The sequence below is a fragment of the Pasteurella atlantica genome (genome assembly GCF_963693435.1).
Taxonomy (GTDB): Bacteria; Pseudomonadota; Gammaproteobacteria; order Enterobacterales; family Pasteurellaceae; genus Phocoenobacter; species Phocoenobacter atlanticus.
In genome coordinates, this window is record NZ_OY856306.1 from 1,029,356 (window position 1) to 1,055,430 (window position 26,075).

At 32.9% G+C, this 26,075-nt stretch carries 25 protein-coding genes; 6 read left to right on the forward strand and 19 right to left on the reverse strand.

Annotated features, from left to right (window positions below; translation table 11 throughout):
- Positions 1 to 8: 8 nt before the first annotated feature.
- Entirely contained in the window at positions 9 to 1,199 is a 1,191-nt protein-coding gene (gene envC / locus U9966_RS04860; protein WP_306347595.1) for a murein hydrolase activator EnvC, read from the reverse strand.
- A 159-nt stretch (positions 1,200 to 1,358) separates the two neighbouring features.
- Between envC and U9966_RS04865 the strand changes: the two genes are divergently transcribed.
- Positions 1,359 to 2,042 (forward strand): 2,3-diphosphoglycerate-dependent phosphoglycerate mutase, encoded by a 684-nt coding sequence (locus U9966_RS04865; RefSeq protein WP_211597091.1) that lies wholly within the window; start codon positions 1,359 to 1,361, stop codon positions 2,040 to 2,042.
- A gap of 216 nt (positions 2,043 to 2,258) precedes the next feature.
- Here U9966_RS04865 and U9966_RS04870 read toward each other — a convergent pair whose 3' ends face one another.
- The 3 genes from U9966_RS04870 to rdgC are packed head-to-tail and all read right to left on the reverse strand — an operon-like array spanning position 2,259 to position 4,370.
- Positions 2,259 to 2,999 carry a YebC/PmpR family DNA-binding transcriptional regulator gene (locus U9966_RS04870; protein WP_306347596.1) on the reverse strand — a complete coding sequence of 247 codons (741 nt, stop codon included), beginning with the start codon at positions 2,997 to 2,999 and terminating at the stop codon, positions 2,259 to 2,261.
- A gap of 19 nt (positions 3,000 to 3,018) precedes the next feature.
- Positions 3,019 to 3,462 (reverse strand): dihydroneopterin triphosphate diphosphatase, encoded by a 444-nt coding sequence (gene nudB, locus U9966_RS04875; protein WP_211599353.1) that lies wholly within the window; start codon positions 3,460 to 3,462, stop codon positions 3,019 to 3,021.
- On the reverse strand, positions 3,462 to 4,370 hold the full coding sequence (gene rdgC / locus U9966_RS04880) for a recombination-associated protein RdgC (protein WP_306347597.1): 909 nt from the start codon (positions 4,368 to 4,370) through the stop codon (positions 3,462 to 3,464). The genes nudB and rdgC overlap by 1 nt, the downstream gene beginning before the upstream one ends.
- A gap of 253 nt (positions 4,371 to 4,623) precedes the next feature.
- On the opposite strand from rdgC, the gene U9966_RS04885 reads away from it, so the two are divergent.
- Genes U9966_RS04885 through U9966_RS04895 form a run of 3 tightly spaced genes read left to right on the forward strand, consistent with a single transcriptional unit; the run spans position 4,624 to position 7,048 of the window.
- Positions 4,624 to 5,430: a choline kinase family protein gene (locus U9966_RS04885; protein ID WP_306347598.1), complete on the forward strand. Its 807-nt coding sequence runs from the start codon at positions 4,624 to 4,626 to the stop codon at positions 5,428 to 5,430.
- On the forward strand, positions 5,430 to 6,344 hold the full coding sequence (locus U9966_RS04890) for a DMT family transporter (RefSeq protein WP_306347599.1): 915 nt from the start codon (positions 5,430 to 5,432) through the stop codon (positions 6,342 to 6,344). Before U9966_RS04885 ends, U9966_RS04890 begins: the two co-directional genes overlap by 1 nt.
- On the forward strand, positions 6,341 to 7,048 hold the full coding sequence (locus U9966_RS04895; protein WP_306347600.1) for an NTP transferase domain-containing protein: 708 nt from the start codon (positions 6,341 to 6,343) through the stop codon (positions 7,046 to 7,048). Before U9966_RS04890 ends, U9966_RS04895 begins: the two co-directional genes overlap by 4 nt.
- Before the next feature lie 61 nt (positions 7,049 to 7,109).
- Here the strand turns inward: U9966_RS04895 and U9966_RS04900 are convergent, their stop codons facing one another.
- Together U9966_RS04900 and U9966_RS04905 are read right to left on the reverse strand one after the other, a co-directional pair.
- Positions 7,110 to 7,691 carry an IS630 family transposase gene (locus tag U9966_RS04900; RefSeq protein ID WP_322631722.1) on the reverse strand — a complete coding sequence of 194 codons (582 nt, stop codon included), beginning with the start codon at positions 7,689 to 7,691 and terminating at the stop codon, positions 7,110 to 7,112.
- Complete coding sequence (locus tag U9966_RS04905; RefSeq protein WP_306347869.1) at positions 7,588 to 7,950, reverse strand: IS630 transposase-related protein; 363 nt, start codon at positions 7,948 to 7,950, stop codon at positions 7,588 to 7,590. Before U9966_RS04905 ends, U9966_RS04900 begins: the two co-directional genes overlap by 104 nt.
- Positions 7,951 to 8,009: 59 nt before the next feature.
- Between U9966_RS04905 and U9966_RS04910 the strand changes: the two genes are divergently transcribed.
- Together U9966_RS04910 and U9966_RS04915 are read left to right on the forward strand one after the other, a co-directional pair.
- Entirely contained in the window at positions 8,010 to 8,753 is a 744-nt protein-coding gene (locus U9966_RS04910; RefSeq protein WP_306346814.1) for a LicD family protein, read from the forward strand.
- A gap of 110 nt (positions 8,754 to 8,863) precedes the next feature.
- On the forward strand, positions 8,864 to 9,691 hold the full coding sequence (locus U9966_RS04915; protein WP_306346815.1) for a transferrin-binding protein-like solute binding protein: 828 nt from the start codon (positions 8,864 to 8,866) through the stop codon (positions 9,689 to 9,691).
- Positions 9,692 to 9,709: 18 nt separating this feature from the next.
- Here the strand turns inward: U9966_RS04915 and U9966_RS04920 are convergent, their stop codons facing one another.
- The 13 genes from U9966_RS04920 to U9966_RS04980 form a co-directional block, all read right to left on the reverse strand.
- The gene (locus U9966_RS04920) at positions 9,710 to 10,090 is read right to left on the reverse strand and encodes a hypothetical protein (protein WP_322631723.1); all 381 of its coding nucleotides are present in this window, start codon (positions 10,088 to 10,090) and stop codon (positions 9,710 to 9,712) included.
- A 321-nt stretch (positions 10,091 to 10,411) separates the two neighbouring features.
- A complete protein-coding gene (locus U9966_RS04925) occupies positions 10,412 to 10,891 on the reverse strand; it encodes a hypothetical protein (RefSeq protein ID WP_306346817.1) in 480 nt (159 codons plus the stop codon).
- Between the two features lie 15 nt (positions 10,892 to 10,906).
- Positions 10,907 to 11,881: a DMP19 family protein gene (locus U9966_RS04930; RefSeq protein ID WP_306346818.1), complete on the reverse strand. Its 975-nt coding sequence runs from the start codon at positions 11,879 to 11,881 to the stop codon at positions 10,907 to 10,909.
- A gap of 10 nt (positions 11,882 to 11,891) precedes the next feature.
- The gene (locus U9966_RS04935) at positions 11,892 to 12,398 is read right to left on the reverse strand and encodes a YcxB family protein (RefSeq protein ID WP_306346819.1); all 507 of its coding nucleotides are present in this window, start codon (positions 12,396 to 12,398) and stop codon (positions 11,892 to 11,894) included.
- Positions 12,399 to 12,647: 249 nt separating this feature from the next.
- Positions 12,648 to 14,309 carry a heme ABC transporter ATP-binding protein/permease CydC gene (gene cydC / locus U9966_RS04940; RefSeq protein ID WP_306346820.1) on the reverse strand — a complete coding sequence of 554 codons (1,662 nt, stop codon included), beginning with the start codon at positions 14,307 to 14,309 and terminating at the stop codon, positions 12,648 to 12,650.
- A 2-nt stretch (positions 14,310 to 14,311) separates the two neighbouring features.
- Complete coding sequence (cydD, locus tag U9966_RS04945) at positions 14,312 to 16,072, reverse strand: heme ABC transporter permease/ATP-binding protein CydD (protein ID WP_306346821.1); 1,761 nt, start codon at positions 16,070 to 16,072, stop codon at positions 14,312 to 14,314.
- 34 nt (positions 16,073 to 16,106) lie between these two features.
- A complete protein-coding gene (gene tamB / locus U9966_RS04950; protein WP_306346822.1) occupies positions 16,107 to 20,024 on the reverse strand; it encodes an autotransporter assembly complex protein TamB in 3,918 nt (1,305 codons plus the stop codon).
- Between the two features lie 48 nt (positions 20,025 to 20,072).
- Positions 20,073 to 21,800: an autotransporter assembly complex protein TamA gene (gene tamA / locus U9966_RS04955; RefSeq protein WP_306346823.1), complete on the reverse strand. Its 1,728-nt coding sequence runs from the start codon at positions 21,798 to 21,800 to the stop codon at positions 20,073 to 20,075.
- 169 nt (positions 21,801 to 21,969) lie between these two features.
- Positions 21,970 to 22,974, reverse strand: a complete 1,005-nt coding sequence (gene gapA, locus U9966_RS04960; RefSeq protein ID WP_211597134.1) for a glyceraldehyde-3-phosphate dehydrogenase — start codon at positions 22,972 to 22,974, stop codon at positions 21,970 to 21,972.
- A gap of 394 nt (positions 22,975 to 23,368) precedes the next feature.
- A complete protein-coding gene (locus U9966_RS04965; RefSeq protein WP_306346824.1) occupies positions 23,369 to 23,662 on the reverse strand; it encodes an RnfH family protein in 294 nt (97 codons plus the stop codon).
- The gene (locus U9966_RS04970) at positions 23,652 to 24,086 is read right to left on the reverse strand and encodes a type II toxin-antitoxin system RatA family toxin (RefSeq protein ID WP_306346825.1); all 435 of its coding nucleotides are present in this window, start codon (positions 24,084 to 24,086) and stop codon (positions 23,652 to 23,654) included. The genes U9966_RS04965 and U9966_RS04970 overlap by 11 nt, the downstream gene beginning before the upstream one ends.
- Before the next feature lie 131 nt (positions 24,087 to 24,217).
- Positions 24,218 to 25,540 (reverse strand): TRAP transporter large permease, encoded by a 1,323-nt coding sequence (locus tag U9966_RS04975; RefSeq protein ID WP_211597137.1) that lies wholly within the window; start codon positions 25,538 to 25,540, stop codon positions 24,218 to 24,220.
- The gene (locus U9966_RS04980; protein ID WP_211597138.1) at positions 25,533 to 26,063 is read right to left on the reverse strand and encodes a TRAP transporter small permease subunit; all 531 of its coding nucleotides are present in this window, start codon (positions 26,061 to 26,063) and stop codon (positions 25,533 to 25,535) included. Before U9966_RS04980 ends, U9966_RS04975 begins: the two co-directional genes overlap by 8 nt.
- Between the last annotated feature and the right edge of the window lie 12 nt (positions 26,064 to 26,075).

A 26,075-nucleotide genomic window follows, 5' to 3' on the forward strand; every position in this document is an offset into this window, starting at 1 on the left:
TTTACCTTCTATTTAACCCAAAGTAATGGGTTTTTTGCTTGCCCTTTGTAAGTAATGCCAAAATATAATCCTGACTGTATTTGCCCACCAGAATTTCCCACTTTAGCTATCACTTCTCCTTTCACAACTCTATCACCTCTTTTAACTAAAACACTGTTATTGTAGCCATAAATTGAAGAATAGCCTTTTCCGTGATCAATAAAAACAACATTTCCATAACCTTGTAGCCAGTCCGATAAAATCACTCGTCCTGAAGCAATAGCTGTCACATTTTGTCCTGCTGATGCTTTGATTACAATTCCTTTCCAACTTTGAGTTGGATTAAAATGCTGTATTATTCGTCCTTTCACAGGTTGTTGATATTGCTTTCTTGCTACCCCTAATCCATTACCTGCACGTACTTTTTGAATTTCAGCTTGAGTCAGTGTTCCTTTACCAGATCTTTCTTTTTGTACTTTTAATTCTGCAATTTCACGATTTTCTCTTTGTTTTGCCTCACGATTAGCTTTTGCAATTTTATCTTGTAGTGCTTTTGCATTTTTCTTTAATGTGATTAATTGTGTTTTATCTTTTTCAATCATTTCATTAATAGAAGAAATAGTCTTTTCTCGTTGTGAAGTCACTCTTTCTAATTTATTTTTTTGTGATTTTTGTTCAGTAAGTTGTGCTATATTTTCTTCTTTTTGTTTCTCTAAAAAGTTTCTCTGTTCTATAAGTTTACTTTGAGTATGACGGATATCTTCTATTAGTTCTATTCGAGCTTGATTCATATGTTCATAATATTTTGCCATTCTATCTGCATCTTTGGCCTCTTTTGACAATAATCTTTTGAATGCAGAAGGATGAATACCTGAACGATATGCTGAATCTAATTGCTCTCTTAAACGATTTTTCTGTTTATTCTCTTGCTTCTCAAGTTGCTCAATTTGTTGTTCTGTTTTTCTGATTATTTGCTTTAATTCTATAAGAGTTGCTTCTGTTTTTTGTAATTGCTGGCTTACTTCACTTATTTTAAGTTCTTGCTTTTTCAATGTTGCTTGTAATTCATTACGCTTTTTACGTTGTAAATAGATCTTATCTTGTTGTTTCTTTATTTTATGCTGAATTTTAGAAAGATCACTTGCTACCACTGGCTGAAATAAACATAAACCACCCAATAAAATAACAATGACTATTTTATACAAATGTAATAACTTCACAAAAAGCCCTAATACCTAAAAAAAGAACCTATTTTAATCTGTTCTTTGAGAAAAATCAGCTTTTCTTAAATAATTCAGGCTTTATCTTTAAAAAAAAACAATTTTTGTTGTAAAATAACAGTGTTTTTAATTTAAATATAAACAAAATAGGAGTCCTTTATGGAATTAGTATTTATTCGTCACGGTTTAAGTGAGTGGAACCAATTAAACCTTTTCACTGGTTGGCACGATGTTAATTTAGCTGAAAAAGGCGTTGAAGAAGCAAAAGAAGCAGGTCGTAAATTAAAAGCAGCAGGCTTTGAATTTGATATCGCGTTTACTTCTGTATTAAAACGTGCAATTAAAACCTGTAACTTTGTATTAGAAGAATCTGATCAATTGTTTGTACCACAGATTAAATCTTGGCGTTTAAATGAGCGTCATTATGGTGGTTTACAAGGATTAAATAAAAAAGAAGCGGCTGAAGAACACGGTGAAGAGCAAGTTCATATCTGGCGTCGTTCTTACGATACTTTACCACCATTACAAGATCGTAATGACCCAAATTCAGCCCATAATGATCGTCGTTATGCACACCTTCCACACGATGTGATCCCTGATGGTGAAAACTTAAAAGTAACCTTAGAGCGTGTACTTCCTTTCTGGGAAGATCAAATTGCACCTGCAATTATTGCTGGAAAACGTGTTTTAGTGGCTGCACACGGTAATTCATTACGTGCATTAGCAAAACACATTGAAGGTATCTCTGATGAAGATATTATGGATTTAGAAATCCCGACTGGTCAACCATTGGTTTATACTTTAGATAAAGATTTAAAAGTAGTAAGTAAACGCTACCTTTAACTTTTACCCCCACCCTAACCCTCCCCCGCAAGCGGAGGAGGGAATTTTAATCTTATTAATCATTCCTTCCCCACAAACGGAGGAGGGGATTTTAATCTTATTAATCATTCCTTCCCTACAAACGGAGGAGGGGATTTTAATTTTTATTAATTACTTTACATTCCTCCCTCCGCTTGCGGGGGGAGGCTAGGAGGGGGGAATCCCAACAAGTAAAAATTAAAGCGTTGCCGCTACCTCATCACTGATCTCACCATTGTGATAAACATTTTGAACATCATCACAATCTTCTAGCATATCAATTAAACGTAATAATTTTGGTGCAGTTTCAGCGTCTAAATCCACTGAGGTTGAAGGGATCATCGTCACTTCCGCAGATTCTATTTTAAAGCCAGCTTTTTCAATTTCATCTTTTACTGAGCTTACGTCTTCCCACGCTGTATAGATTTCAAAAGAGCCATCGTCTTGTGACTGAATATCGTCAGCCCCCGCTTCAATTGCTGCTTCGGTTAAACTATCTTCATCTGCTTCTGCAATTAAAATTAAGCCTTGTTTAGTAAATAAATAACCTACTGAACCTTCCGTTCCTAAGCTACCACCACATTTTGTAAAACTTGGACGCACTTGTGAAATGGTACGATTTGCATTATCACTTAAACACTCAACCATCACCGCAACACCGCCAGCACCGTAACCTTCATAGATTTTGGTTTCCATATTCGTGTCATCACCACCACCGACACCACGCTCAATCGCACGGTTGATCGTATCACGTGTCATATTACTTGATAATGCTTTATCCACTGCCGCACGCAAACGAGGATTGGCAGCAGGATCGCCCCCCCCTATTTTTGCTGCTGTTACTAATTCACGAATTAATTTTGTAAAAATTTTACCACGTTGTGCATCTTGTGCTGCTTTGCGGTGTTTGATGTTAGCCCACTTACTATGACCTGCCATAAATTTTCCTTTTTTTAATTTAATTACTTTGATTTAAAAATTGCTGTATCGCCTGTGCATTATTCGGCGATTTGGTTAATTGTATTGCATCATTCATATTTAGCCACTGAAAAGCCAAATGTTCGGTTAATGCTGGCTCAATTTCTTGTTCAAGTGCCAATAAAAACCAATGTTCGGTACAATGCGTTACATCTGGGGCATATTTATAACGGAATTGAGGAAAAATCTCAAATTTTATACTCTTTTTTGTGTCATAAAGTGATAAATTTTGAGCAATAATATCAATTCCTGTTTCTTCTTTGACTTCTCTTAATGCTGTTTGAAAAGGTTCTTCACCCTTTTCAATCGTGCCTGTTACTGATTGCCAAAAAGTAGGATCATCTTGGCGTTGTAACATTAATACTCGATTAGTCGTTGTTGCATAAATAACCACAAGAACAGACTGATTATTTTTATATGCCATTATAAACGCTCTTTAATGCCACCAAATTCTTCAATTAAATTTTGAGTAAATTGCTTTAACTCACCTGTCATCAACACAAAATCAGCATCAAAACGTTGTGCTATATCTTCTTTTAAAATATCATCATTTTTTTCTTTGATGTCATCGGCATATTTTACACGAGAAAGGGTCGCATCATCATTGAGTACAAAAGAAAAATGTTCTTCCCATTCCAATGCTAATTTGGTGACATATTTGCCTGCAGTTAAATGTAAACCAATCTCTTCAGTTTCTAAATCTTGGCGTTTACAACGAATAACACTTTCAGTATCAAAGGATTTTAACTCTGCTTCTTCTAACAACGTGAGCCAATTTGGTGTATGTCCTTTCGCAACCCAATTTGTCATTACTTCACTAGGTTGTAAAGTAAACGAGATTGGCACAACGGGTAAAGAACCTAGGGTTTTGCGTAATAATGCTAAGGTATCTTCCGCACGCTTACTTGAAGCACTATCCACGTAAACTAATTGGGTTTCTAAATCTAACCAAATTGCCGTATGTTGATGTTTACTAAATGCACGAGGTAATAACATTGCGACTACATCATCTTTAATTGCTTGTTTCTCTGTTTTTTTCAATTTACGGTTTTCTTTTTCTTCCAACACAGCAATGCGTTCTTCCATTTCTGCTTTAATTACAGGAGCTGGTAAGATTTTCTCTTCTTTATGTGAAACTAATAAAAATTGCTTTTGTAAATTGAAATGCAACAAATCACTGGTAACTAATGGCGTTCCCCAGCCAAATTTACTCATCTCACTTTGCGAACAAGGGTGATATTTATTTGTCTGCAGTTTTGTTTCCAACTCATCACTGTTTATTTCAAGCGGTGAGGTTAAACGATAAATCATCACATTTTTAAACCAATACATTTTTATTCCTTGAGGTTATCTTTTTATGGGATATATAGTAACAAAGTTAGTGAAATAACGCATAAAAAATTTATATTATTATGGTTATATAATTAAAAATATCTATGTTATACTGCTTGATTGTATCAGAAGGATTATCTGATTTTTTATTTCAAAAAAACATTATAATTATATGGATAAAATTATAAGAATAGTACAAGGATGTTTGTCTCTACCACTATCGTCAATAAAAAACATTTCCTTTTTAGGAGGAATGACAAACCAAAATTATCTAGTTTGCACAAAAAACAAACTAAATTATGTACTTCGTGTCCCTGGGGCTATGACAGAAAGACTTATTGAACGAGATTATGAATCTGTTAATAGTTTATTAATGTCAGAACAACAATTTAATGTTGAAACCTGCTTTATTGATGCTAATTCAGGTATTAAAATTACTAAATATTTATCAAATAGCACAGCATTAGATCATTCAACAATTAAAGCATATTCTAATTTAGAACTTATTGCCAAAACTTTAAAAAAATTGCATTGTAGCACTGTGATATTTGCTAATGAATTCAATGTTTTTAATGAATTGGATAAATATGTCGGGTTATTAAAAAATAAGCACTCATTTTATGAATATAGTAAAGATATTCCTGATTTACTTTTATTTTTGAAGTCTATTAGTTCTTACTTAACTAATAACAAAGTACTGGTGCCTTGTCATAATGATCTTGTGCCTGAAAATATTTTACTTAAACAACAATCCGTTTATTTTATTGATTGGGAATATTCAGGAATGAATGATCCTATGTTTGATATTGCTGCTTTTTTACTTGAATCAAAATTAAATGAAGAAGAGCAAGCCTTTTTCTTACACCACTACTTTGATGGAAAAGAAGATGATGAGTTATTGAAAAAAATTCATTTATATCAATTTACACAAGATATTTTATGGTTTATTTGGACGTTAGTAAAAGAAGAAAATAATGAATTTTTTGATGATTATGGACAAATCAGAATTGAGAGAGCCATTCAATTTATGAAAAACTGGAAAGAGCGAGAAAATAATTAATGGTAAAATATAAAGGTTATATATTTGGACTATTATCAGGCTTGCTCTGGAGTGTAACTGGGATTCTATATGAAGTATTAAATAAAGATTATCCCTTTGTTGCTTCTTTAGTGATTATATTATCTCTGCTTTTTTTAATTGAAAGTGGTTCTTTACTATTAGCGGGGTTGCTTTGCTATAAAAAAGTACCGCAACACCGTAAATTAATAACGCATAAACAAGTGAGTATACTAGCAGTAATTGCTGGCTTAATCGGTGGTCCAATTGGAATGTTTTGCTACTTACAAGCAATTAGTTATATTGGTGTGGGCTATGCAGCCCCTATTTCATCTCTTTATCCTGTATTTGGGGCATTATTATCTTTTCTATTTTTAAAAGAGCGTATGACAAAGTGGGGAATTATCGGTTTTAGTATAGCGATATTTTGCACACTTTTATTAAGCCTTGATTTGAGTTCTTCACAAATTTTATTATTCGGCGTAGGGCTTGCCTTTATTAGTGCATTAAGTTGGGGAGCAGAGATTGTGCTTTCATCTTATGTAATGCAGTTTTTACCCTCTACTGTTGTGTATTTTTTTAGACAGCTAGGGGCGAGTTTAGGTTATTTGTTTTTGTTGTTCTTTTTTGAATTAGATACCGCCACACTGTTTAAATCCTTTACAGAGTCTCATTTTGTTTTTCTGTTATGTCTTATATTTGCTTCTTCAATGCTCTCTTATTTGCTTTATTATCAAGCCATTTATTTGATTAAACCAATTAGAGCAATGATGTTAAATATCACTTATGGATTTTGGATTGTGTTACTAAGTGTGATATTGGGAAGAACAGAAATGAATATATCAATAGTACTGCTCACAATAGGAGTTGTTGTAGGTACAACTATTACCCTCAAAGATAAGCGAGAAAAATTATGAATGCGATTATATTAGCAGCAGGATTAGGCAGTCGCTTTAAAGATATTACACAAAAAACACATAAAGCACTGTTACCTATCAATGGTATTCCTAATATTGAAAGAACGATTATATATCTACACGAAGCAGGAATTACGGATATTTATATTGTTACAGGACATCTTGCAGAGCAATTTAGTTATTTATCCGATAAATATGGTTGCCACTTGTTAAAAAATGATAAATACCGTGAATATAATAATATTTACTCTTTTTATCAGGCAATGAATTATTTTAATAATAGCTATGTGATCGATTCCGATGTTGTGTTATTTAAAAATATCTTTAAAAAACAACGAGAGCAAAGTTGTTATTTTGTAATAGAACGCCCTAATCGTAGTGATAAAGAATGGGTGCCAGTATTATCATCAAACAAGGTGAGACAAATTAAAGTAACCAACGAGTGCGAACCAAGTTTACTCGGTATTTCTTATTGGGCAAAACCTGATTGTGACAAAATAAAGGACGAGTTTATGAATTATCTTGAAAAAGATACCTTATTAAACCCTAAACTTTATTGGGATAACATTCCAATGGAAATAATTCAAGAACTCAATGTCACTACTGAGCAAATACCGTTATCAGAAGGATATGAAATGGATAATTTAATTCAATATAATTTTATTTTGAATAATTTAGTAGGAAAAAAGAATGAAAAAAATTAATTTAAGAGAGCATCAACTCATTGCATTAGATATATTGAAATATTTTGATATATCTAAAGTATTATAATTTGACATAGTTAAAATATTCCTGAAATAAAAAGTCAATATCATCACATCTTAACTTCTTCCTAATAGACTTGGCTTGAGCCCACTTTTTTTCAATGGGATTCAAGTCAGGACTATAAGGTGGAAGAAATTCTAAAATTATACCTTTATCTTGGATAGCTGTTATCATATCCTGACGTTTATGAAACGTCGCATTATCCATCACTAAAACAGAATCAGGTTTCACTTTAGGTAATAAATCCTGTTTTAGCCAAGCATAAAACGTGTCTGAATTAATATTGCCTTCAAATAAGGATACCGTTAGAAAAGTAAAACCTATAATTGCACCAATCACATTAATTCGCCCTTTTGCATGCCAATCTTGATGTCCATAACATCGCTGTCCTTTCCTACAATAGCCATGTGTTCTAGGCATATCTTTTGCAAAGCCACTTTCATCTAAGTAAATAATTGTTTTTCCTTGCTTAGAAAAATCATTCATTTTTTCCTGAAATTTGATACGAGCATCTTCGTTTGCTTTGGGATGTTTTAGTGTTTTTTTTATAGCTAATACCCAATCGTTTAAGGGCAAAACCAATTGCCCTTTGAGTTACACCAAAACGTTCCGCTCTTTCATACTGATAAGCATCAGGATATAACTCAACATCTTTGAGTAATGCGTCCATATCAATCTTTGTTGCAGGCTTATTACGAGTTGTACAAGGCTCAATTTTCTTTTTCCAACGGAACAACGTTCTGATACCAATATTAAAATATTGACTTGTTTCTTCAAAGGTTAAACCTTTCTTCGCCTTTATTTCAAATACTTTTCGGCGGAAATCTAATGAATAGCTCATATTTTATACCTTAAATAGTTGGTAGTTTATATTATGCCATATAATTTTACTTTTGCTATATGGTTTGTAGAGAGAATAATATTACCTATTCTTTAGCTGGAGGAACCTTAATAGGTGCAATTCGTCATAACGGTTTTATTCCTTGGGATGACGATATTGATGTTTATATGTGTCGTGATGAATATCAAAAGTTTGTGGATATTTGGCAAAGTCAAAATGACCATAAACAGTATAGTATTTCTCTTGCGGAAGATATTGAGGGCCAATTTTGTGGAGAAATGACTAAAATTTTTGATGAAAACACCCTCTTAGTTGATCCTAAAGGTAGAAAATCAGGTATTTTCATTGATATTTTCATTTACGATGCTGTACCAAATAATCCAGATATTCTTTACAAAATGATGAAAAAGCACAGACGCCTTAAATTACGGTTTTCTTCTTGTAAAAAAAGGTGGAAAAGAGCAAAAGAGGGATCTATAAGCGGTAAGATCTTTTCAACTTTATCCCATTATTTGTTTAATAAAATGACAGAAAATTTAACTCTGTTTCAAAAAACCTATCCTATTGAAAAAGCTGAATATATCGGTTTAGTGCTATCTGATTATGGTGGTTGGAAAAAATCTTATATGCCGAAAAACTATTTTGATGATGTAATTTATGTTGACTTTGAGGGTAAGAAATACCCTGTAATGAAAGGGTACCACGAACATTTAACAATGTATTATGGCGATTATATGACCCTTCCTCCAGAGGAAGAACAGAAGCCTCATCACACAACGGAAGTTTATATTTTAGAAAAATAAAAAATGAAAATTTGCTCTCAAATTCACATTCTTCACAAATTATAGTTGCAAAATTGTACTCTTTCTTTGCATAATACGGTTGGTCTTAGATTAATTAAAAGGAGATTATTATGCAAAAAATACTTTGGGTCATTGGTGTTTCAGCGGTATTAACTGCTTGTGGTAGTGGTGGTTCTAGTTCTCATTCCAACATTAACTCTAGTTCTAATTCTAGTCCTATTAATACAACCAAAATAGCAGGTGTTCTTGTCGCAAAAGATGATACCAACCCTATTCCTAAGAAAGATCCAGATACTGGCAGGGAATATAATGACTATGAGTTTAAAATGAAACGTATTACAAATGATCAAGACATCAACACTATTCAAATCAACACGGTCAATGTTAAGCTGTTACCTGATGGATATAATAAACAAGAAAACTACGAAACAAAAAGAAGATTTCTTAATGAAAAAGCCCCAGGAAGACCAGAAGTAGGGAAAGTTTTACAAAAAGTAGTCAGTGGTTTAGCTTATAAATATGTTCGTTTTGGTATTAATGATGATTATGACCCTTATTTGGGTAAACCTCAAAAAATACCACATACTTTTGGTATTTTTGTTCAAGGTTATGTGACTAATAATATGCCAAAAACAGGAACTGTAACCTATATTGGTGATGCTTACGGAGCAAGTCGAGAATTTGCTAGAGGTAAAAGTAATATTGAGGTAAATTTTGGTAATAAAACCCTAAAAGGGACTCTTTCCGAATGGCAAGATTATGATTTTATAGCAGAAAAGACACCAGTAATGATCTTTAATGCTAAAATCACAGGAAATCAATTTGAAGGTAAGAATGTAAAAGGAAACTTCTTTGGAAATAAAGCAGCTGAGATAGGTGGCGTTTATTATGATCCAACGCGTATGGAAGGAGCAGTGTTTGGTGCTAAAAAACAATAAAAGTAAGCGGGTCGTTATTTAGCGAAATGGCAGATATTCAATAAAAGTAACTTGTTCATTAGATTGTAAATAATACTCTCTAAATTTATCAAGTACCGAATAATCATTATTATTGATGACCCCTGCAATAACTTCACTAAAAAGACAACTTTTTATAACAACCCCTAAAAAATCGATATTTTCAGTGTCTTTAACTAACTGATAGACATCAATTTTTATTTTTCCTGCTTTAAAGAAATCGTTTATATAACTAAATTCACAATAACTCCCAATATTAGTAATTAATGGTAAAATAGCTTTCTTATCACCTTTTTTATAGGCTTCCATTATTTTAATTACTTCATCTAATGAAAAAGGAAAATTTATTACTTCAATACACTCTTCGTATATTTTTATCATTTTTTTACTTATTTTCATTTTTTATTCCCTGATTTTGCAAATTTTGATTGTTATCTTACCGCTATCCTGATGAATTATTTTATATAAATGAGGATACATATTTTCTCGTTATCTATTTTACCGTTATAGTCATTACCTCTATATTTAAGTCTTGCATAGATAAAATACATGATTTCTGTTTAGTCTTTTTTCGGTATTTGTTTATAAACTTTTTCTTTCCGACACAATTAATAATTCACGAGATCATAAGTTTAAAATCACTCATTCTTCACGAAATCATACAATTTGCAAATTTTGAACATTATCTTACCGCTTGTTTATTCATTTATCGTTATAAAAATCATTTATTTCATTAAACAACACTTTTTTATCTAACGTCTGATTAACGACACTAAAAAACATATTATTGATAGATTTATCAATTATTTTGCCCTCTCTTATTTTTAATAAATGTGGAAACTTAGTATAGTTTTTTAAATGAAAGAGTAGATTGGATGCTAAATTTTGATTTTTTGTTGAATGTATTTGTTTATTTTTATCCAAATAGATGATAGAAATATTAGGGGTTAAATAGGGTAAAATTTCATTTTCTATAAAAAAATGTTGCTGTTTTCTCTCGTTATAACAGAAAAAATTTTGTCCATTATACTTTTCTAGATTTTCATTAAATTGTTTTTCTAATGCTTTTATACCTTTATTGATAGATTTATTTTGCCTTTTATTAGATATAAAAAGTAAAATAAACCCGAATAGAAGAGCTATCCCTATTATTCCTTGTAAGTTTAAAAATAAATTTTTCATTATTCTTTCCCATTTTTAACTACAAACAAATTTTTCAATATTTTTCTTCACATAGTCATCTAAAATATCTGCAAGTAATTGTTTTTCTTCTATCTTATCTAGTGCTTCGTCAAACTCTTCATAATTACCACCTACTTCGATATATTCATTATCTTCTAAATTATTATCATAGATAATTTTTTGGATTTGTTTATAAATTTTGTTTGCTTTTTTTACTACAGTTAAATGTTTTTTCGCCCCAATGATTTTTAGGCTTTCTTCTATATGATCTACTAAATAATATTGCCATTCATAAAAATCATAAAGTCCGCCGACACTTCTTTGGTCATCGAAATTTTTTACAGTACAAAGTAAGCGTTCTGCAGGGGTAATGGCGTTAAATCCATCTTCATTGGTGGCAAATTCTTTGAGTTTTTTATCAATATTTTCATAAATGAGTTCAACCCATTCATCTTTATATTGGGTATTTAAAAAATCTAAGCTTAAACTCGGCGTTTGTGCTGTTTGAGTCGGCGTTGCTTTATTAAGGCTGGCTTGTAATTCTTTTACTTTTTCAATATTGCGCTTAACAAAATCATTATATTTTTTCTCTTTTTTGTTTAGATCACGTAATCCCCACGCTGCTGCAAAATATTCTAATGCCTTTTCTTCATCACCTTCATCAAAAATAATTTTTCCCATTTCCCAGTTTGTTGACGAGTTCATTTCTTGTTTATATTTACCCGTATAAACATTTAATGAAAGGGTTTTTTGGTTAAAAATTTTAGCATTATCGATATCGCCTTTTTCATAATAAAAATTACCTAACCCACTATAAACCCAATGTGCATTTTCATATTCATCTTTGGGTTCTGGGATTAAGTCATACATTTGTTGATAAATCTCGATACATTTATCCCAATCTTTATTTTCATAAGGCTCATCTGCGAGCAGATCTAATTCAAGCAATTTCGCTTCAAGCTTTTCATCTCTTTTACCGATAACAGTCATAAATATCTCCTTAGTTAGATTGAGGTGTAATTTGTGAAAACAGAAATAGGCGTAGTGGTTCTATTTCCTGTGGTGAAATAAGTCTTTTAGGAATAAAAATACAAAGTGAGGGTGATAGATAAAGTAAGAAAAGATGCTCACTTTCTTTTATATTGATAAAGTTATTCCAATTAAGATGTGACGGGTTATTTTTATCATCTAGGGATTGAACTCCATCATCAAGAATCGTCATATTCATTTCTTTATGCATTTTAGGATAATTTTTCCAATGTTTCTTAATCGCATAACGAAATCTGATTTGAATAAAAATCAAGGCATACAGAATATAAACTAATCCCATACATCCAAATGCGATAGAAAATCCAGATAATTCTCCTAATGATAAAGCAATACCGAATAAAGCGATACCAATGACAAAAATAATACTTTGGCTTATCAGCATTCTTTTTCCTTTTAAGATTTTTTGTACTTCTAAATATTCATCAAAAGTTGCTTTGCCTTTAATTTGTATATGCATATTTATATCCTTTGAGTGTTTTTAGTACGATACTATAACTTATAAAGGCGTTCAAATATCTTGATTATACGAAATTATAGTATTGTTACTATACAGGGCAAGGGTGAATTCTTACCCTGTAGTTTAACTATCTATACACTATAAAGAGCATTACTCAATAGAAAAGATTGTGGTGATTATTATATTAAATCTAATTTGTTCTTATTTAATCCATAATTGATGAATATATTGAATGGTATAGGTAAATACTCATTTTAAAATAATCCCTTTTTCAAGATGATAAATATGATCAAAACGAGAGAGTTGGCTTAATCGATGTGTGATCATAAGTACTGTTTTGTTTTTACATTCATTGAGGATAAGTTCTAAAATTTGTTGTTCTGTTTCACGATCTAGTCCTTCCGTTGGCTCATCAAGTAATACGATTTGAGCAGGGTGGAGCAGTGTTCTGGCTAATCCCAAACGACGTTGTTCACCACCAGAGAGGGGACGCCCCCCCTCACCAAGCCATAAATTTAATCCTTCAGACTGTTCAAGTAGGTGAGTTAACCCAACTTTGGTTAATGAGTGGATAAGTTCTAATTCGGTGGCGTTAGGTTTTGCAATTAATAAATTATCCCGTAATGAAGCACTAAAAATATGTACTCTTTGATTTAGTGTGATCATATTTTGACGTAAAGCATTTTCACAATAACGTTCAATTTTGCAATTATTTAACCAAATCTGACCGCTTGTTGAGGCATAGTTTCGGTTTAATAATTGAAAAATTGTCGTTTTTCCGCTACCTGTTTTTCCTAAAATAGCAATTTTCTCACCTTGTTTAATTTCAAAACAGAGGTGATTTAAAACAGGTTGATCTGTATAGCTAAAAGAGATATTTTCAAATCGAATAAGCGGTGACTTTGGATCAACTTTTTGCAAAAACTCTTCTTTTCCAAACACAATAGGCGGTTGAGTCGTAATATTGGTGAGACGTTCTGCTGCAGTAATCACTTGCCCTAAATGTAAAAAAGCCACACCGATAGGGGTTAAAATTTCAAGAGAGGCAAGGGTACAGAAGATAACGAGGGCAATAAGGGCTTCACTATTTTCAATATTTGGAAGCTGAATTGCAGTAGCACAAAGATATAATGTGACAGTAACAAGTACACCATTACAAGCAATCAGTAGGGCATTGGATAAATCACTGAGTTGATGCTGTTTGCTTTGACTTTGTAACCATTGCTGTTCTGTTTTCTGTAATTTTTCAGTGGCTTGTTGCTGAACGCCAAATAGTAAAAATTCTGAATGTAACTGTACCCACTCAATAAATTGTGAACGGTATTGGCTTCTTGCTTGAATAATATCTTTCCCTGTTTTTCTTCCTAAATGATAAAAAAGGGTAGGAAAAATCAATAAAAGAACCGTTAAGCTACCGCAAACAACAAGGCTAATTAATGGTGAAACAAGCCATAATCCAAATCCCATAAAGAGAATAACGGCAATAGCACTGAGAAACGGAGAGATTAGATTAAGGTACAGGGTATCTAATGTATCAACATCCGCAACCATAAAATTAAGTAGCTCACTGTTTCTATATTGATTTAATTGTGCTGGACTAAGCGGTATGATTTTTTTAAAAATTGCAACTCGTAATGTGGCTAACACTCTAAAGGTTGCATCGTGAGTTACAAGGCGTTCAAAATAGCGAGTAACGGTTCGCCCAATGGCTAAGCCTCTTACTCCAGATGAAGGGTAGAAAAAGTTAAAAGTAAGCACGGATCCAAAAAGAGAAGAAGCTGCTAAAAACCAACCAGATAAACTGAGTAAACCAATACTGGCACTTAAACTCGTAATAGCAAGAATGATCCCTAATGCTAGGTGACCATAGTGATGTTTTAAAAGAGAAAGAAAAGGGAAAAGTGAACGCATTATTATATTTCCTTATCTATAATTTGAGAGTCAATCAATTGACTAAAATAGCCTTGATTTTTTATATGATTAAATGAACCTTGTTGCACAATTTCCCCATTTTTCATTACTAAGATATTGTGGCTCTGTTTGAGATCTTCTACTCTATGAGTAATCATTAAAGTTGTTTGTTTTTCACTTAATGTATTTAGTGCTTGTAATACCTGTTGCTCTGATTTCCCATCAAGGCTAGCTGTGGGTTCATCAAGTAATAGTAATGCAGCAGGGCGAAGAATAGCTCTTGCAATAGCAATACGTTGTGCTTGCCCGCCAGAAAGTCCAATACTGTGATCTTGGATTTGATAATCCAACCCTAAGGTATTAACAAATTCATCAGCATTAGAGAGTGCGAGTGCTTTATTAAGCTCTTCTTCAGTGGTATTAGGGCTACCAAGTAAAATATTTTCTTTTAAAGATCCTTTGATAAGTTGAGGATTTTGCCCTACCCACGCTAATTTTTTACGCCATTGGGTGATATCTAATTCTTTTAGTTCAATGCCATTAATTTTTACTGAACCTTGATAGGGTAAAAAACCTAAAAACATATTAATTAAAGAGGTTTTACCCGCTCCGCTTTGTCCTACAATCGCAATATGTTGCTGTGGCATTATGTCAAAGTTCAATGGTTTACTTAACGGGGTTCCTTGTGGTGAAAGAACAATACAATCTTTAACACTGATTTGTAATTCATCTTTTTCTAATAATTGTGAACCATATTGTTGCGTTGATACTTCAGTATTTAGAAACGTTTCAATACTATCTGCTGCACCAATAGCGGTAGATTTGTCGTGATAATAAGTCCCGAGTTCACGTAGAGGTTGATAAAATTCTGGGGCGAGCATTAAACAGAAGAAACCAATAAATAAACTCACTTCTGTACTATAGCCACCAAAATCGATCTGATCTAAATAGGTAAAACCAAAATAGACCGCAGTAACAGCAATAGAGATTGCAGTAAAAAATTCTAAAACCGCAGAAGAAAGAAATGCCATTTTTAATACATCCATTGTGCTGACACGAAAATCTTCGGTACTTTGATAAATTTGGTTAGTTTGTTGTTCTACTTGTCCAAATAGACGAATCGTCTCTAATCCCTTTAGTTTATCAAGAAATTGACCACTTAAACGAGATAAAATGCTAATGTGACGTTGATTGACTTCTGCGGCTTTCATTCCTGCAAGGATCATAAATAATGGAAGTAAAGGGAGAGTTACAAATAGGATAATTCCAGCCGCCCAATTCAGAGAAAATACCACACCAAGAATAGCAATAGGAATTAGCATTGCTATTTTTTGCTGTGGTAAATAGCGAGCATAAAAATTATGTAGGTTTTCAACCTGTTCAAGCATTAATATAGCCCAACTTCCTGCAGGTTTTTGTGAAATAGTCATTGGACCAACAGTATTAAGTTTATCAATAATTTGTTTTCTTAAATGTTGTCGAAGTTGTAATCCTGCTTGAAAGCCAATTTTTTGGCGGATCCAAACCAAAATGGCACGTCCAATAAAACATAGAAGCAGAGTAATAAGTAATAAATAAAAAGATTCAGGTAATTGTTGTACTTTTATAATATTGTGTAATATATGTGCAAGAATGCCCATTTGTATAATAATAAGTAATCCACATATAAAACCTAATAAAATATTAAGATAAATCCATTTTTTAACTGTATTTTGTTGTTTATTAAGCCATTTTTGTAAATATTGTTGGCGTTGTTTATCCATATTAAAAACCTATTAAAAAATTGAAGGCAAAAAATTAATCAAATTCAAACTTATACATCAAATCAATGGTTTGGTTGATACTTGAAACCCATTGTAAATAGAGTTGTGGAGCAAGACGGTAACGTAATGTTAATTCTGTGAGAGAAGCAAAAATCCCAGTCCCATATTTTACCTTAAATTTCGGTGTTAAACTACCGCTTACTACGACTTTGGTGTTATCTCCAATACCCGCAGTGGTTACATTAAGATCGTGAATACCAAAAGTATTTCCTATATTTCCAATAAGTTTACTACTTTGAGAGAGTCCTAATCCAATAGCGACTGCAGCAATAGAGTTTTGAGAGCCATTTTCACCACTATTTTCTAATCCTCGACCAGTAAGTATATAAGAAAGTGCTTGTGCGTTTGGCATAGAAGGTTCAGAAAATATGGAGACTTTAGGGCTATCAGCAACACCTGTTATATGTACACCTGCAGTAATGTTGGTATTTTCAATCGCTTCAGGATTACGAATTGCTTTAATATTCAATGTTGGTTGGGAAGGAATACCAGAGAAAATAATATTTCCTTTACGAATAATTAGATTTTGTCCAAAAGAATTATAAGTGCCTTTCTTCAAATGAATTTGACCATACAGCCCTAATCCTTTACTTCCTTGTGAAACTTTAACTAAACCATATAATTGTGTTTTTAAACCGTACGCACTCAGGTTTATTTTATCTTCTATAAGGCGAATATTCACATCCGCTTGAATCACCATACTCTTATTTTTATTCGTTTTTGCTAATTTTTTGAGAAAATCACCTTTTTTCTTTGCAGATCCATCCATAATCACTTCATCACTACTTACATTTACAGTATTCTCAGGTAATTCTTCAATTTCAATATCCGCCCAAGGAATATCAATATTTCCCCCTAATATTAATTTATTAGGTGTAGCAGTCACTTCAATATCAGGACTAATATCTAATTTAGCTATATTAGGAATTTTTAATCTGAAGTTATTACCTTTAGTTTGGATATGAGTATGCCAATTATTTAAGTCTTGCCAATTTGCATCACCTGTTAGCGTTAATTCACCATTAGGTGCTTGAATATGTCCTGTTAGAGTAGAATTAGTACCATTAAATTTAATATTTAATGCTCCGTCAGTTATATCAAATGGCATAGTATAAGCTTGAGCTTTAAGTTGAGTTAAGTTTAAATCGCCATTTAATAATGGTGCTAAAGCTGTTCCACCAAGATGCAGATTGGCATTAATATTTCCATCTATTTTTTCACTTTTTGCAATAAGCGGTTTGAGTAGTTTTATATTAATATTCTCAATATTAATATGACCAGATAATGCTCTTTTATGTACAATATCAGAAACAGTTAATTGACTGACTAACTGACCATTATTTTTGATTTTAACCAATGAATTTAAATTTAAAGTATTATTAATTAATTTCACGGTTAGTTTTACAGGTTCTAAGGTGAGAGGAAATGTACGATAATCAATTTTTTGTTTTAATTGTATTGTATTAGCATTTGCCTCTAGATCTAGTTGAGGTGCTTTATTTTCAAACCATTGAGCATCACCTTTGAGGTTTACTAATCCATCTAATTGTGTTTTTTTATCTAGAAATTGTTTTAAGAACGAGAGATCCAATTGTTGTATTTCAAAAGGTACTTTTCCCGTTTTTCCAGCTTTAAAGGAAGTAGGAAAACAAGCGGAGGCGTTTGTATTTTTCCAACAATGAGCAGAAATATCCGCCTCAATTTTTTTATTATTATAGCTAATTTGAATATTTTTATCATTTTTCCATTCTCCGATAGGAGATTGGAGCGTTGCCTTGCTTAGTTGTCCTGACCATTTTTCTAACAAGCGGTTAAATGTCCCAGAAATTTGCAAATTTGCCGCAAAAGGTTCACCTGAAGAGTGGAGAGTTAAATGATGATTTTTTTCATCGCCAGTTACGGTTAAATCGGCTTTTTGTACTTTAATATCCCCATAAGCAAGTTGTGAGAGATTAATTTTTACATCACCTTTAATTTGTTTATCTGTTGAAATAGTGCCTTTAGCCGTTAAGTGCTGTAGGTTTAAATCTTGATAGTGGACATTATTTGCGATTAAATCCATATCTAAATTAGGTTTAATAATATCACCTGTTAAATTGACTTTACCATTAATACTTGCACTTAAATGAGGAATCAGTCCTTTTAAATTAGGGGCGGTTATATCAGCATTAAACTGAGAGGTTTTTCCTAATATTCCGTGCATTGAAATATGATTTTTACCATAGATCAGTTTGGTGTTTTTAATATCAAGCAGTGTTTTATTATTAGCCGTTAATTCACCTTTTAATAATAATGTTTGATTAAAAAGTTTACCTTTTAAATCTAATTGACTAATATCGACTGACCACAATTCACCTTTCTCTCCTTTTCCAACATAACCTGTAGAGGTTAAGTTGCCTGAAAGTGTGGCTGCCCATTGAGGCAATAGCGAATGGGTTTTAATATGGGTTAAGTGAGCATTAGATTGCCATTTTAATCCTTCTTGCCAATCAATGTTACCAGAGAGTAGTGCTGTTCCATTAAGAGCATCAAGCTTAAGCTTTTCAACATTAAAAGAGGTGAGTTCTCCGTTTCCTATTACATCTAATTGACTTTTCGGTAAATCCATTCCAGATGCGTTCATTTTGGCATTTAATTGATAATTCAATAAATCACCAGAGAGGGAAAGAGCAATATCTTTTAAGGTTAATACTTTTTGATTTTTTTCAGGTATAAAAGGATAGTGAACCTTGTCACTTGTTAATGTTACCCTAAAAGGTGTTTTTGCTTCAGCAAGTTTTAGGTTTCCAATCAAATGTGCATTAGCCACCCCTTGAGTTGTCAGCTCTAATTGTGTTAATCCTAATAACTCTCCTGAAAGTTTTAACTCTGCGTTTGATTTCGGAATTTTAAGTTTTTTGAGTAAGGGTAATTGAGCGTTGAACTTACCGTTAATCGGTAAATTATTCACTAAATTTAACATTGCTGAACCACTGATATTTCCCTTATCACTAAGAATGACAAGTTTTGCTAATTGCATTTTTTGATCTTTCAATTCACCTTTTTCTATCAAAAGAGAAGAAATAGTGAGTAAAGGTTCAGTAGTAACTTGGTTATCTTTTTTTACCTTCTGTTTAATCACGATATTTTGTGCATTAAATCGAGGAAGGGCGAGATTAAAAGGAAGCGCTAAGTCTTCTGGAGAGGTTAATAATGGTTGATTTAATCTATCTTTAATGGCATTCCAATCGATTTTATCAGATTGAGCGGTCACATTATTTGAAGAATTTGCATTTTTTTGTTCGGAAGTGACCGCTTGTGGCAAGATAATGTCTAAATGATCAAGATCTGTAGGGGCAAGTTGTAGATTTTTCCCTTCTCCGTGAATACCTGAAGATAAGTGTTTTAAAGAGATAGCAGTACCATCAATATTTAATAATAAATTTTCCACCGCTAATTGATTGGCGGAGATCACTAAAGGTAATTCAAATGGTTTTTTCTCTTTTTTTGACGGCTGTTGCTGTGTTGTTAATTGAGAGGTATCAATATCAATTAATGGATTTTTTACTGTGATATTTTCCACACATAGTTTACGTTCTAAAAGACAACCTATTTTAATTTTAAGCTGGGTTTCTTCAAGCTTAGCATTTACTCCTTGCATAGAAAAATGAGTATTTTTAAGTTTAAGCCCTTCTTGTAAATTTCCAGAAACACTTCCGATAGAAAGTTCATCAAGGTATTTATCAACAAGTTGAATAATAGAGCGTTGCCCATAACCTGTACTTAAAACAAGAGTAAGGCTAATGAGCAAGACGGCAAATAAGCCAGCAATGTAGTAAAGCCAACGCCATTTACTTTTATTTTTTGATTTTACTACAGAAGTAGTTTGTTCTGATTTTGTTATTTTGTTCATTTTATGATTATTCTATTTAATTTTATATTATTTGGCTTTCTTTTTTAATTAAAGTTCCGAACCTAATCCAATGTAAAAATGTATCCCTTTTTTATCATCTGGTGATTTTAAGGGGGTTGCCACATCAAATTTAATGGCACCAATAGGGGATGCCCAACGAATACCTACACCTGCACCAGAACGGAGGTTTGTTTTATTAAAATTATCTGCAGCAAAGCCTGTGTCATAAAAAACAGCTCCCCACCAATTTGGATAAACCTGATATTGATATTCTGCTGTTGCGGTTACTAAATGTGATCCACCAATTAATTTATTTTCTTTATCTCTAGGAGAAATACTTTTATAACTAAACCCTCTAACACTATTGTCTCCTCCCGCAAAAAAACGTAAAGCAGAAGGAATGCGATTAAAGTTTTTCGTTTTTAAATATCCTAATTCAGCACGCAAATAAATACGGTGATTATCATAATAAGTTCTAACCCAAGCACTAGAGGCTTTAATACTGTAAAAATTGACATCAGATTTCCATATTTTATTTCCATAATTGATGGTGATTTTCTGAGAGTCTCCCCATTTCGGAAAGCGTTTCCCATCAGAACGAATACGTTTAAATGAAGAGGTTGGATAAACTAAAAAAGTTTTGTAGTTATCATTCCCTTGCTCAAATTTATCATAACGCAGTTTTAACCCTGCAGAATAAGACCAACTGTGAGGTTTATTCCAAAAGCGTTGAAAACCTAGCGTTGCAGCAGTATATCGAGTATCATTTTGGTCTTCGTGTTCCAAACTGGTTGCAAGCTGAGAATAATAATTTAATGGATTAGATTTAATGGGCATATTATAAGCTGCAGCAAAAGTTTGTTTAGGTTTTGAAATATACATACTGCTTTCAATACTACGACCTGCGTCATTAATCCAAGGTTTTTTCCAGTTCAATTGTAAATGAGGTCCTACATCTGTTTCATAACCAATACCTATTTCAATTTGATTTTTTTTCTTGGGCTGCAATAAAATATCTAAATTAACTAATTTTGATGTCTTATCCATTTTAGGGTCAACCAAGACAGTAGAAAACCATTTACTGGAAGATAAATCATTAGCCAGATCTGACAAATCGGACATTAAATAAGGATTACCTTGTTTTATTTTTAATATATTATCAAGATAAGATGGGTCTATCTGGCTGTTTTTAAAACTAATTTTTCCATAATGATAGCGTTCACCACTATCATAACCAAGTTGCCAGTTTGCTAGGTATTCTCTAGGATAGATTTCTAAGCGGTGATATAACCAGTGACTATCAAAATAACCTTTATTTTGAGCAAGATTTTCAAGTTTACTTTTAAAATTATCATAAGTACTATGATTAAGAATGGTTCCTTTTTTTGGTACCTCTTCCTTTATTAGAGAAATAAAATCAGCATCTTGTTTTGCTTTCCCTTTAATATCAATATTTCTTTTATTCAGTTTAACGGGGTTATTTAATTTAATATCAAGTGTTAATTTATTATTTTTTTTAGATGTAAAATTAAATGTTGAATTATAGTACCCCTCTGCTCGTAAGGCTTTATCAACGTTTTGAGTAACTAAATATTTATAACGATCAGAACCATCTGCTTCTTCGTTATCAATTTGAGATAAGTGAAGCTGAATATTTTTGAGTAATACAGAATTTTTAATTCCTTTTACTTCTGTTTTAATTAATTGTCTTGCTCCCCACGAAGAGCTAGATAGCACTAAACAACAAAAAGCAATCAAACGAATTTTAATTTTCACAGTAAAAAACCTCTAAAGTTCTGTAAAAGGAATAACAGTAAGGTATGATAGCGTGAAATGTTAAAATTTTAAATATGAATGTATGATTTTTTAGATGTTTGTTGAATTTTTTAACATAATAAAAAAGCACCACTCAACAAGCGGTGCTTTTTAAAATGAAATTTACAAATTAACCTTTGTAATTATAAACGTGAGCGATTAAATCACACACTTTGTTTGAATAACCTACTTCGTTATCGTACCAAGATACTAATTTAACGAAAGTATCAGTTAATGCGATACCTGCTTTAGCATCAAATACTGAAGTTTCAGTTGCACCGTTGAAGTCAGTAGAAACTACTGCATCTTCTGTGTAACCTAAAACACCTTTCATTTCGTTTTCTGATGCACGTTTTAATTCTGCACAGATTTCTTCATAAGTTGCTGGTTTTTCTAAGTTTACTGTTAAGTCAACAACAGAAACGTTAGTCGTAGGTACACGGAAAGCCATACCTGTTAATTTACCATTTAATGCAGGTAATACTTTACCTACTGCTTTAGCAGCACCTGTTGATGAAGGAATGATGTTTTGAGAAGCACCACGACCACCACGCCAGTCTTTAGATGAAGGACCATCTACAGTTTTTTGCGTTGCTGTTGTTGCGTGAACAGTTGTCATTAAACCGTCTTTGATACCAAATTTGTCATTAATTACTTTAGCTAAAGGTGCTAAACAGTTAGTTGTACAAGATGCGTTAGAAACGATATCTTGACCTGCATACTCATTGAAGTTAACACCGTTAACAAACATAGGAGTTGCATCTTTAGAAGGACCAGTTAAAACAACTTTTTTCGCACCTGCTTGAATGTGTTTACGTGCTGTTTCATCAGTTAAGAAGATACCAGTTGCTTCAGCAACAACTTCAACACCAGCTTCATCCCATTTTAGGTTTGCAGGATCACGCTCAGCAGTTACACGGATAGCTTTACCGTTTACTACTAATTTACCGTCTTTAACTTCAACAGTTCCATTGAAACGACCGTGAGTTGAATCATATTTCAACATATATGCCATATAATCAACATCAATTAAGTCGTTGATTGCAACAACTTCGATATCATCACGAAGTTGTGCTGCACGGAATACGATACGTCCAATACGACCGAAGCCGTTAATACCAATTTTAATAGCCATAGATTTTTTTACCTATATTAAGTTAAACAAAATTTTACTTTTACACCTAAAGTGTAAAAGATACTGTGAATTATATCACACTTTTTTCTATTTCTAAGTCTAAAAGTTAGAAAAGAGAGGGGTCAGATTAAAATTGGCTGATCTATGTCAAATTTTTTGTTATTCATTGATTTGTATAAATATGTTAATTCTGTTTAGTTTTTAACAGGATAATCACACATTATTGATTTTTTAAAAGTAATAATATTTTATCCCCCTCCCTAACCCTCCCCCGCAAGCGGAGGAGGGGATTTTTTTGTTATATTATGGTTGTACAGTACATCATTCCTCCCACCGCGGGGGGGAGGTTAGGAGGGGGGCAAGTGCGAACTTGCTCTGCAGTCTCTAACTGCTTCTATTTATTTTTTTGCTGTTCAGCACGTTTACGACGAATTTCTTTAGGATCGGCGAGCAGTGGGCGATAAATTTCAATACGATCGCCATCATTAACAAGATCGGTTAACTTAGCTGGGCGACTAAAAATTCCAATTTTATTGACCTTAAGATCAATTTCAGGATACTTACTTAAAACACCAGATTGCAGAATAACTTGCTCAATAGTGAGCGGTGACTTTAATTCTATTTTTTTCAAAAAATAATGTTCTGGGTAAGCATAAAGTACTTCAACTCTTATTTTGTTAGACACCATATACCTCTTTCGCTCGTTTTTTAAATGCACGGATCATTTTATTAATGAGTTCATTAAACACTTTTCCAAATACCATTGCAATGACGGGATTTGAAAATTCAAATTCTAAATACAATGCGATTTTACAACTTTGTTCATCAAAAGGAGTAAAAGCCCAAGTGCCTTGTAAATAGCTGAAAGGACCATTCAATAATGTCATTTCAATTTTTTGATTTTTAACCATTGTGTTATGGGTACTAAAACGCTGACTAATCCCTAGTTTTTGAATATGCAATTCTGCTTCTAATTCATTCTCAGCAGTGGTAAGGGTCTTTGCTCCCACACAACCAGAGAGAAATTCAGGATAGCGTTCGTAGTCATTGACAAGATCATACATCTGTTTGGCACTATAAGGCACTAAAGTGGATTGATTGATTATTGGCATAGTTTTTATATTAAAATTATAAGCGATATGATTGTATCAAAAATTTGCAAAAAATTAATAGAAAGTTACCGCTTGTACCCATAAAAAAACAGCGAGGGAATAATCGCTGTTTTTTTATTTGGTTGTTTTAACTATTTCCACCAAATTGCTAAATCAGGGAAGATGATTAACAATGACAGGGCAATAATTTGTAGTACGATAAAGGGTACTAATGAACGGAAAATTAGCCCTAATGAAATATCTGGTGGAGCCACCGATTTTAAGTAAAATGCGGCAGGTCCAAATGGGGGTGATAAGAATGAGACTTGCATATTCATACAAAATACTACACCAAACCATACTGGGTCATAACCTAAACCTGTAATGATTGGTACAAAAATTGGCATAGTTAAAAGTGCCACACCCACCCAATCAAGGAACATTCCAAGAACAAGCAAGATAACCATCATAATCAGTAATGTACCAATTGGGCTACCATTACTTAATGTTAGAATAGTTTGTTCAACAAATTTAATGCCTCCCATTAAGTTATAAACGCCCACTAATGCTGTTGCACCAATACCAATCCAGATGATCATTCCACAGGTTCGCATTGTTGATAATGCACTTTCTTTTAACATTTCCCAGCTTAATTCACCACGAATGAATGCACTGATCATAATACCCACCACACCAAGTGCAGAGGCTTCGGTTACAGAAGCAACACCACCATAGATACTTCCTAATACCACAACAACTGACAGAACAGGGAAGAATAAGGCTTTAAAATAATTAACTGGTTTTTCTTCGTTTGCTTTTAATTCTTCTGCTGATGGAAGTGGAGCAAGCTCTGGTTTTAAGTAAGAGAGTACTAAAACATAAACAATATAGAATGAGGCTAAAATTAATGCTGGAATAAATGCCCCTTTAAAGAGATCACCGATAGAAACACTAGCAGTTAAACCGTAAATAATGAGTACGATACTTGGCGGTAACATCGTACCTAACGCACCACCTGAACAGCACGTGCCAATCGCTAATTTTTTATCGTAGCCTAAACGTAACATTTGTGGAAGTGCTAGCATACCAAGTAAGACGGTTTCTCCGCCTACAACGCCTGACATTGAGGCTAAAATCACAGCAACCACTAAGGTTTGAACGGCTAAGCCACCACGTAAGCGTTTGGCAAATAATCGCATTGCATCAAAAAGATCGTGGGCAATACCTGACCGATCCAGCATTGCCGCCATTAGCACAAACATCGGTACGGCAAGGAAAACAAAGCTGGTCACAAAACTATACATTCGACTGGTAATAAGTGGTACAGCATCCATTCCAAACCAACCAAAAAGGAAAAACAGAGCAACAAAACCCGTTACAAAAGCGAGCTGCATTCCTGTTAATAATAATCCAATCATCATTATTAACATTAAAAGGCTACCATAGCCCAATCCGAGCGAGGCTAAATCAAACATTGTTACCTCCGAGTAATAAACGTACTTCTGCAATAAGTTTTAGAATAAATTGGATAGAGACAATGATCATTGTGATAAGAATAATGGCTTTTAGATAAGCAGGGAAATTGGTATTCCACGCAGTACCAGAGGTTTCAAGTTGAAATGCTCCCCAAGGTTTGACCCAAGCCTCTTTTGCCATTTGATAAGCTGCCCAAGTCATCATTGCTGAGAAAATCAATCCCATAATATGATGAAAGATATTAAGATAATGACGAGTTTTTACTGAAACATTATCGTAAATCAGTACAACACGCACGTGTTTATCTGTGGCAAGTGCATAAGCCCCACCAAATACGAAAAGTGAGCCACCTAAAAACATTGCGGTTTCGTGAACCCAAATGGTTGGAGAATTTAGTACATAGCGAACAAATACTTCAAAAAAAGTAATCGCCACAATAAATAAAAAAATGAGACTGAGTTTTTCTCCAATCCACTCAATCACTTTGTCTAAACGAGTTTTAATTTCAGGTGTGTTATCCATAATATTGCTCCT

Bases quoted from the DNA above. Each gene is read 5' to 3' on its own strand.
- U9966_RS04895 (WP_306347600.1), top strand. From the start codon at position 6,341: ATGAATGCGATTATATTAGCAGCAGGATTAGGCAGTCGCTTTAAAGAT.
- U9966_RS04965 (WP_306346824.1), bottom strand. From the start codon at position 23,662: ATGGTGTCTAACAAAATAAGAGTTGAAGTACTTTATGCTTACCCAGAA.
- U9966_RS04910 (WP_306346814.1), top strand. From the start codon at position 8,010: ATGGTTTGTAGAGAGAATAATATTACCTATTCTTTAGCTGGAGGAACC.
- U9966_RS04980 (WP_211597138.1), bottom strand. From the start codon at position 26,063: ATGGATAACACACCTGAAATTAAAACTCGTTTAGACAAAGTGATTGAG.
- tamB (WP_306346822.1), bottom strand. From the start codon at position 20,024: ATGAACAAAATAACAAAATCAGAACAAACTACTTCTGTAGTAAAATCA.
- U9966_RS04870 (WP_306347596.1), bottom strand. From the start codon at position 2,999: ATGGCAGGTCATAGTAAGTGGGCTAACATCAAACACCGCAAAGCAGCA.
- rdgC (WP_306347597.1), bottom strand. From the start codon at position 4,370: ATGTATTGGTTTAAAAATGTGATGATTTATCGTTTAACCTCACCGCTT.
- U9966_RS04975 (WP_211597137.1), bottom strand. From the start codon at position 25,540: ATGTTTGATTTAGCCTCGCTCGGATTGGGCTATGGTAGCCTTTTAATG.
- gapA (WP_211597134.1), bottom strand. From the start codon at position 22,974: ATGGCTATTAAAATTGGTATTAACGGCTTCGGTCGTATTGGACGTATC.
- U9966_RS04890 (WP_306347599.1), top strand. From the start codon at position 5,430: ATGGTAAAATATAAAGGTTATATATTTGGACTATTATCAGGCTTGCTC.
- U9966_RS04920 (WP_322631723.1), bottom strand. From the start codon at position 10,090: ATGATAAAAATATACGAAGAGTGTATTGAAGTAATAAATTTTCCTTTT.
- U9966_RS04935 (WP_306346819.1), bottom strand. From the start codon at position 12,398: ATGCATATACAAATTAAAGGCAAAGCAACTTTTGATGAATATTTAGAA.
- nudB (WP_211599353.1), bottom strand. From the start codon at position 3,462: ATGGCATATAAAAATAATCAGTCTGTTCTTGTGGTTATTTATGCAACA.
- U9966_RS04930 (WP_306346818.1), bottom strand. From the start codon at position 11,881: ATGACTGTTATCGGTAAAAGAGATGAAAAGCTTGAAGCGAAATTGCTT.
- U9966_RS04970 (WP_306346825.1), bottom strand. From the start codon at position 24,086: ATGCCAATAATCAATCAATCCACTTTAGTGCCTTATAGTGCCAAACAG.
- U9966_RS04915 (WP_306346815.1), top strand. From the start codon at position 8,864: ATGCAAAAAATACTTTGGGTCATTGGTGTTTCAGCGGTATTAACTGCT.
- U9966_RS04905 (WP_306347869.1), bottom strand. From the start codon at position 7,950: ATGAGCTATTCATTAGATTTCCGCCGAAAAGTATTTGAAATAAAGGCG.
- U9966_RS04865 (WP_211597091.1), top strand. From the start codon at position 1,359: ATGGAATTAGTATTTATTCGTCACGGTTTAAGTGAGTGGAACCAATTA.
- cydC (WP_306346820.1), bottom strand. From the start codon at position 14,309: ATGCGTTCACTTTTCCCTTTTCTTTCTCTTTTAAAACATCACTATGGT.
- cydD (WP_306346821.1), bottom strand. From the start codon at position 16,072: ATGGATAAACAACGCCAACAATATTTACAAAAATGGCTTAATAAACAA.
- U9966_RS04925 (WP_306346817.1), bottom strand. From the start codon at position 10,891: ATGAAAAATTTATTTTTAAACTTACAAGGAATAATAGGGATAGCTCTT.
- U9966_RS04885 (WP_306347598.1), top strand. From the start codon at position 4,624: ATGACAAACCAAAATTATCTAGTTTGCACAAAAAACAAACTAAATTAT.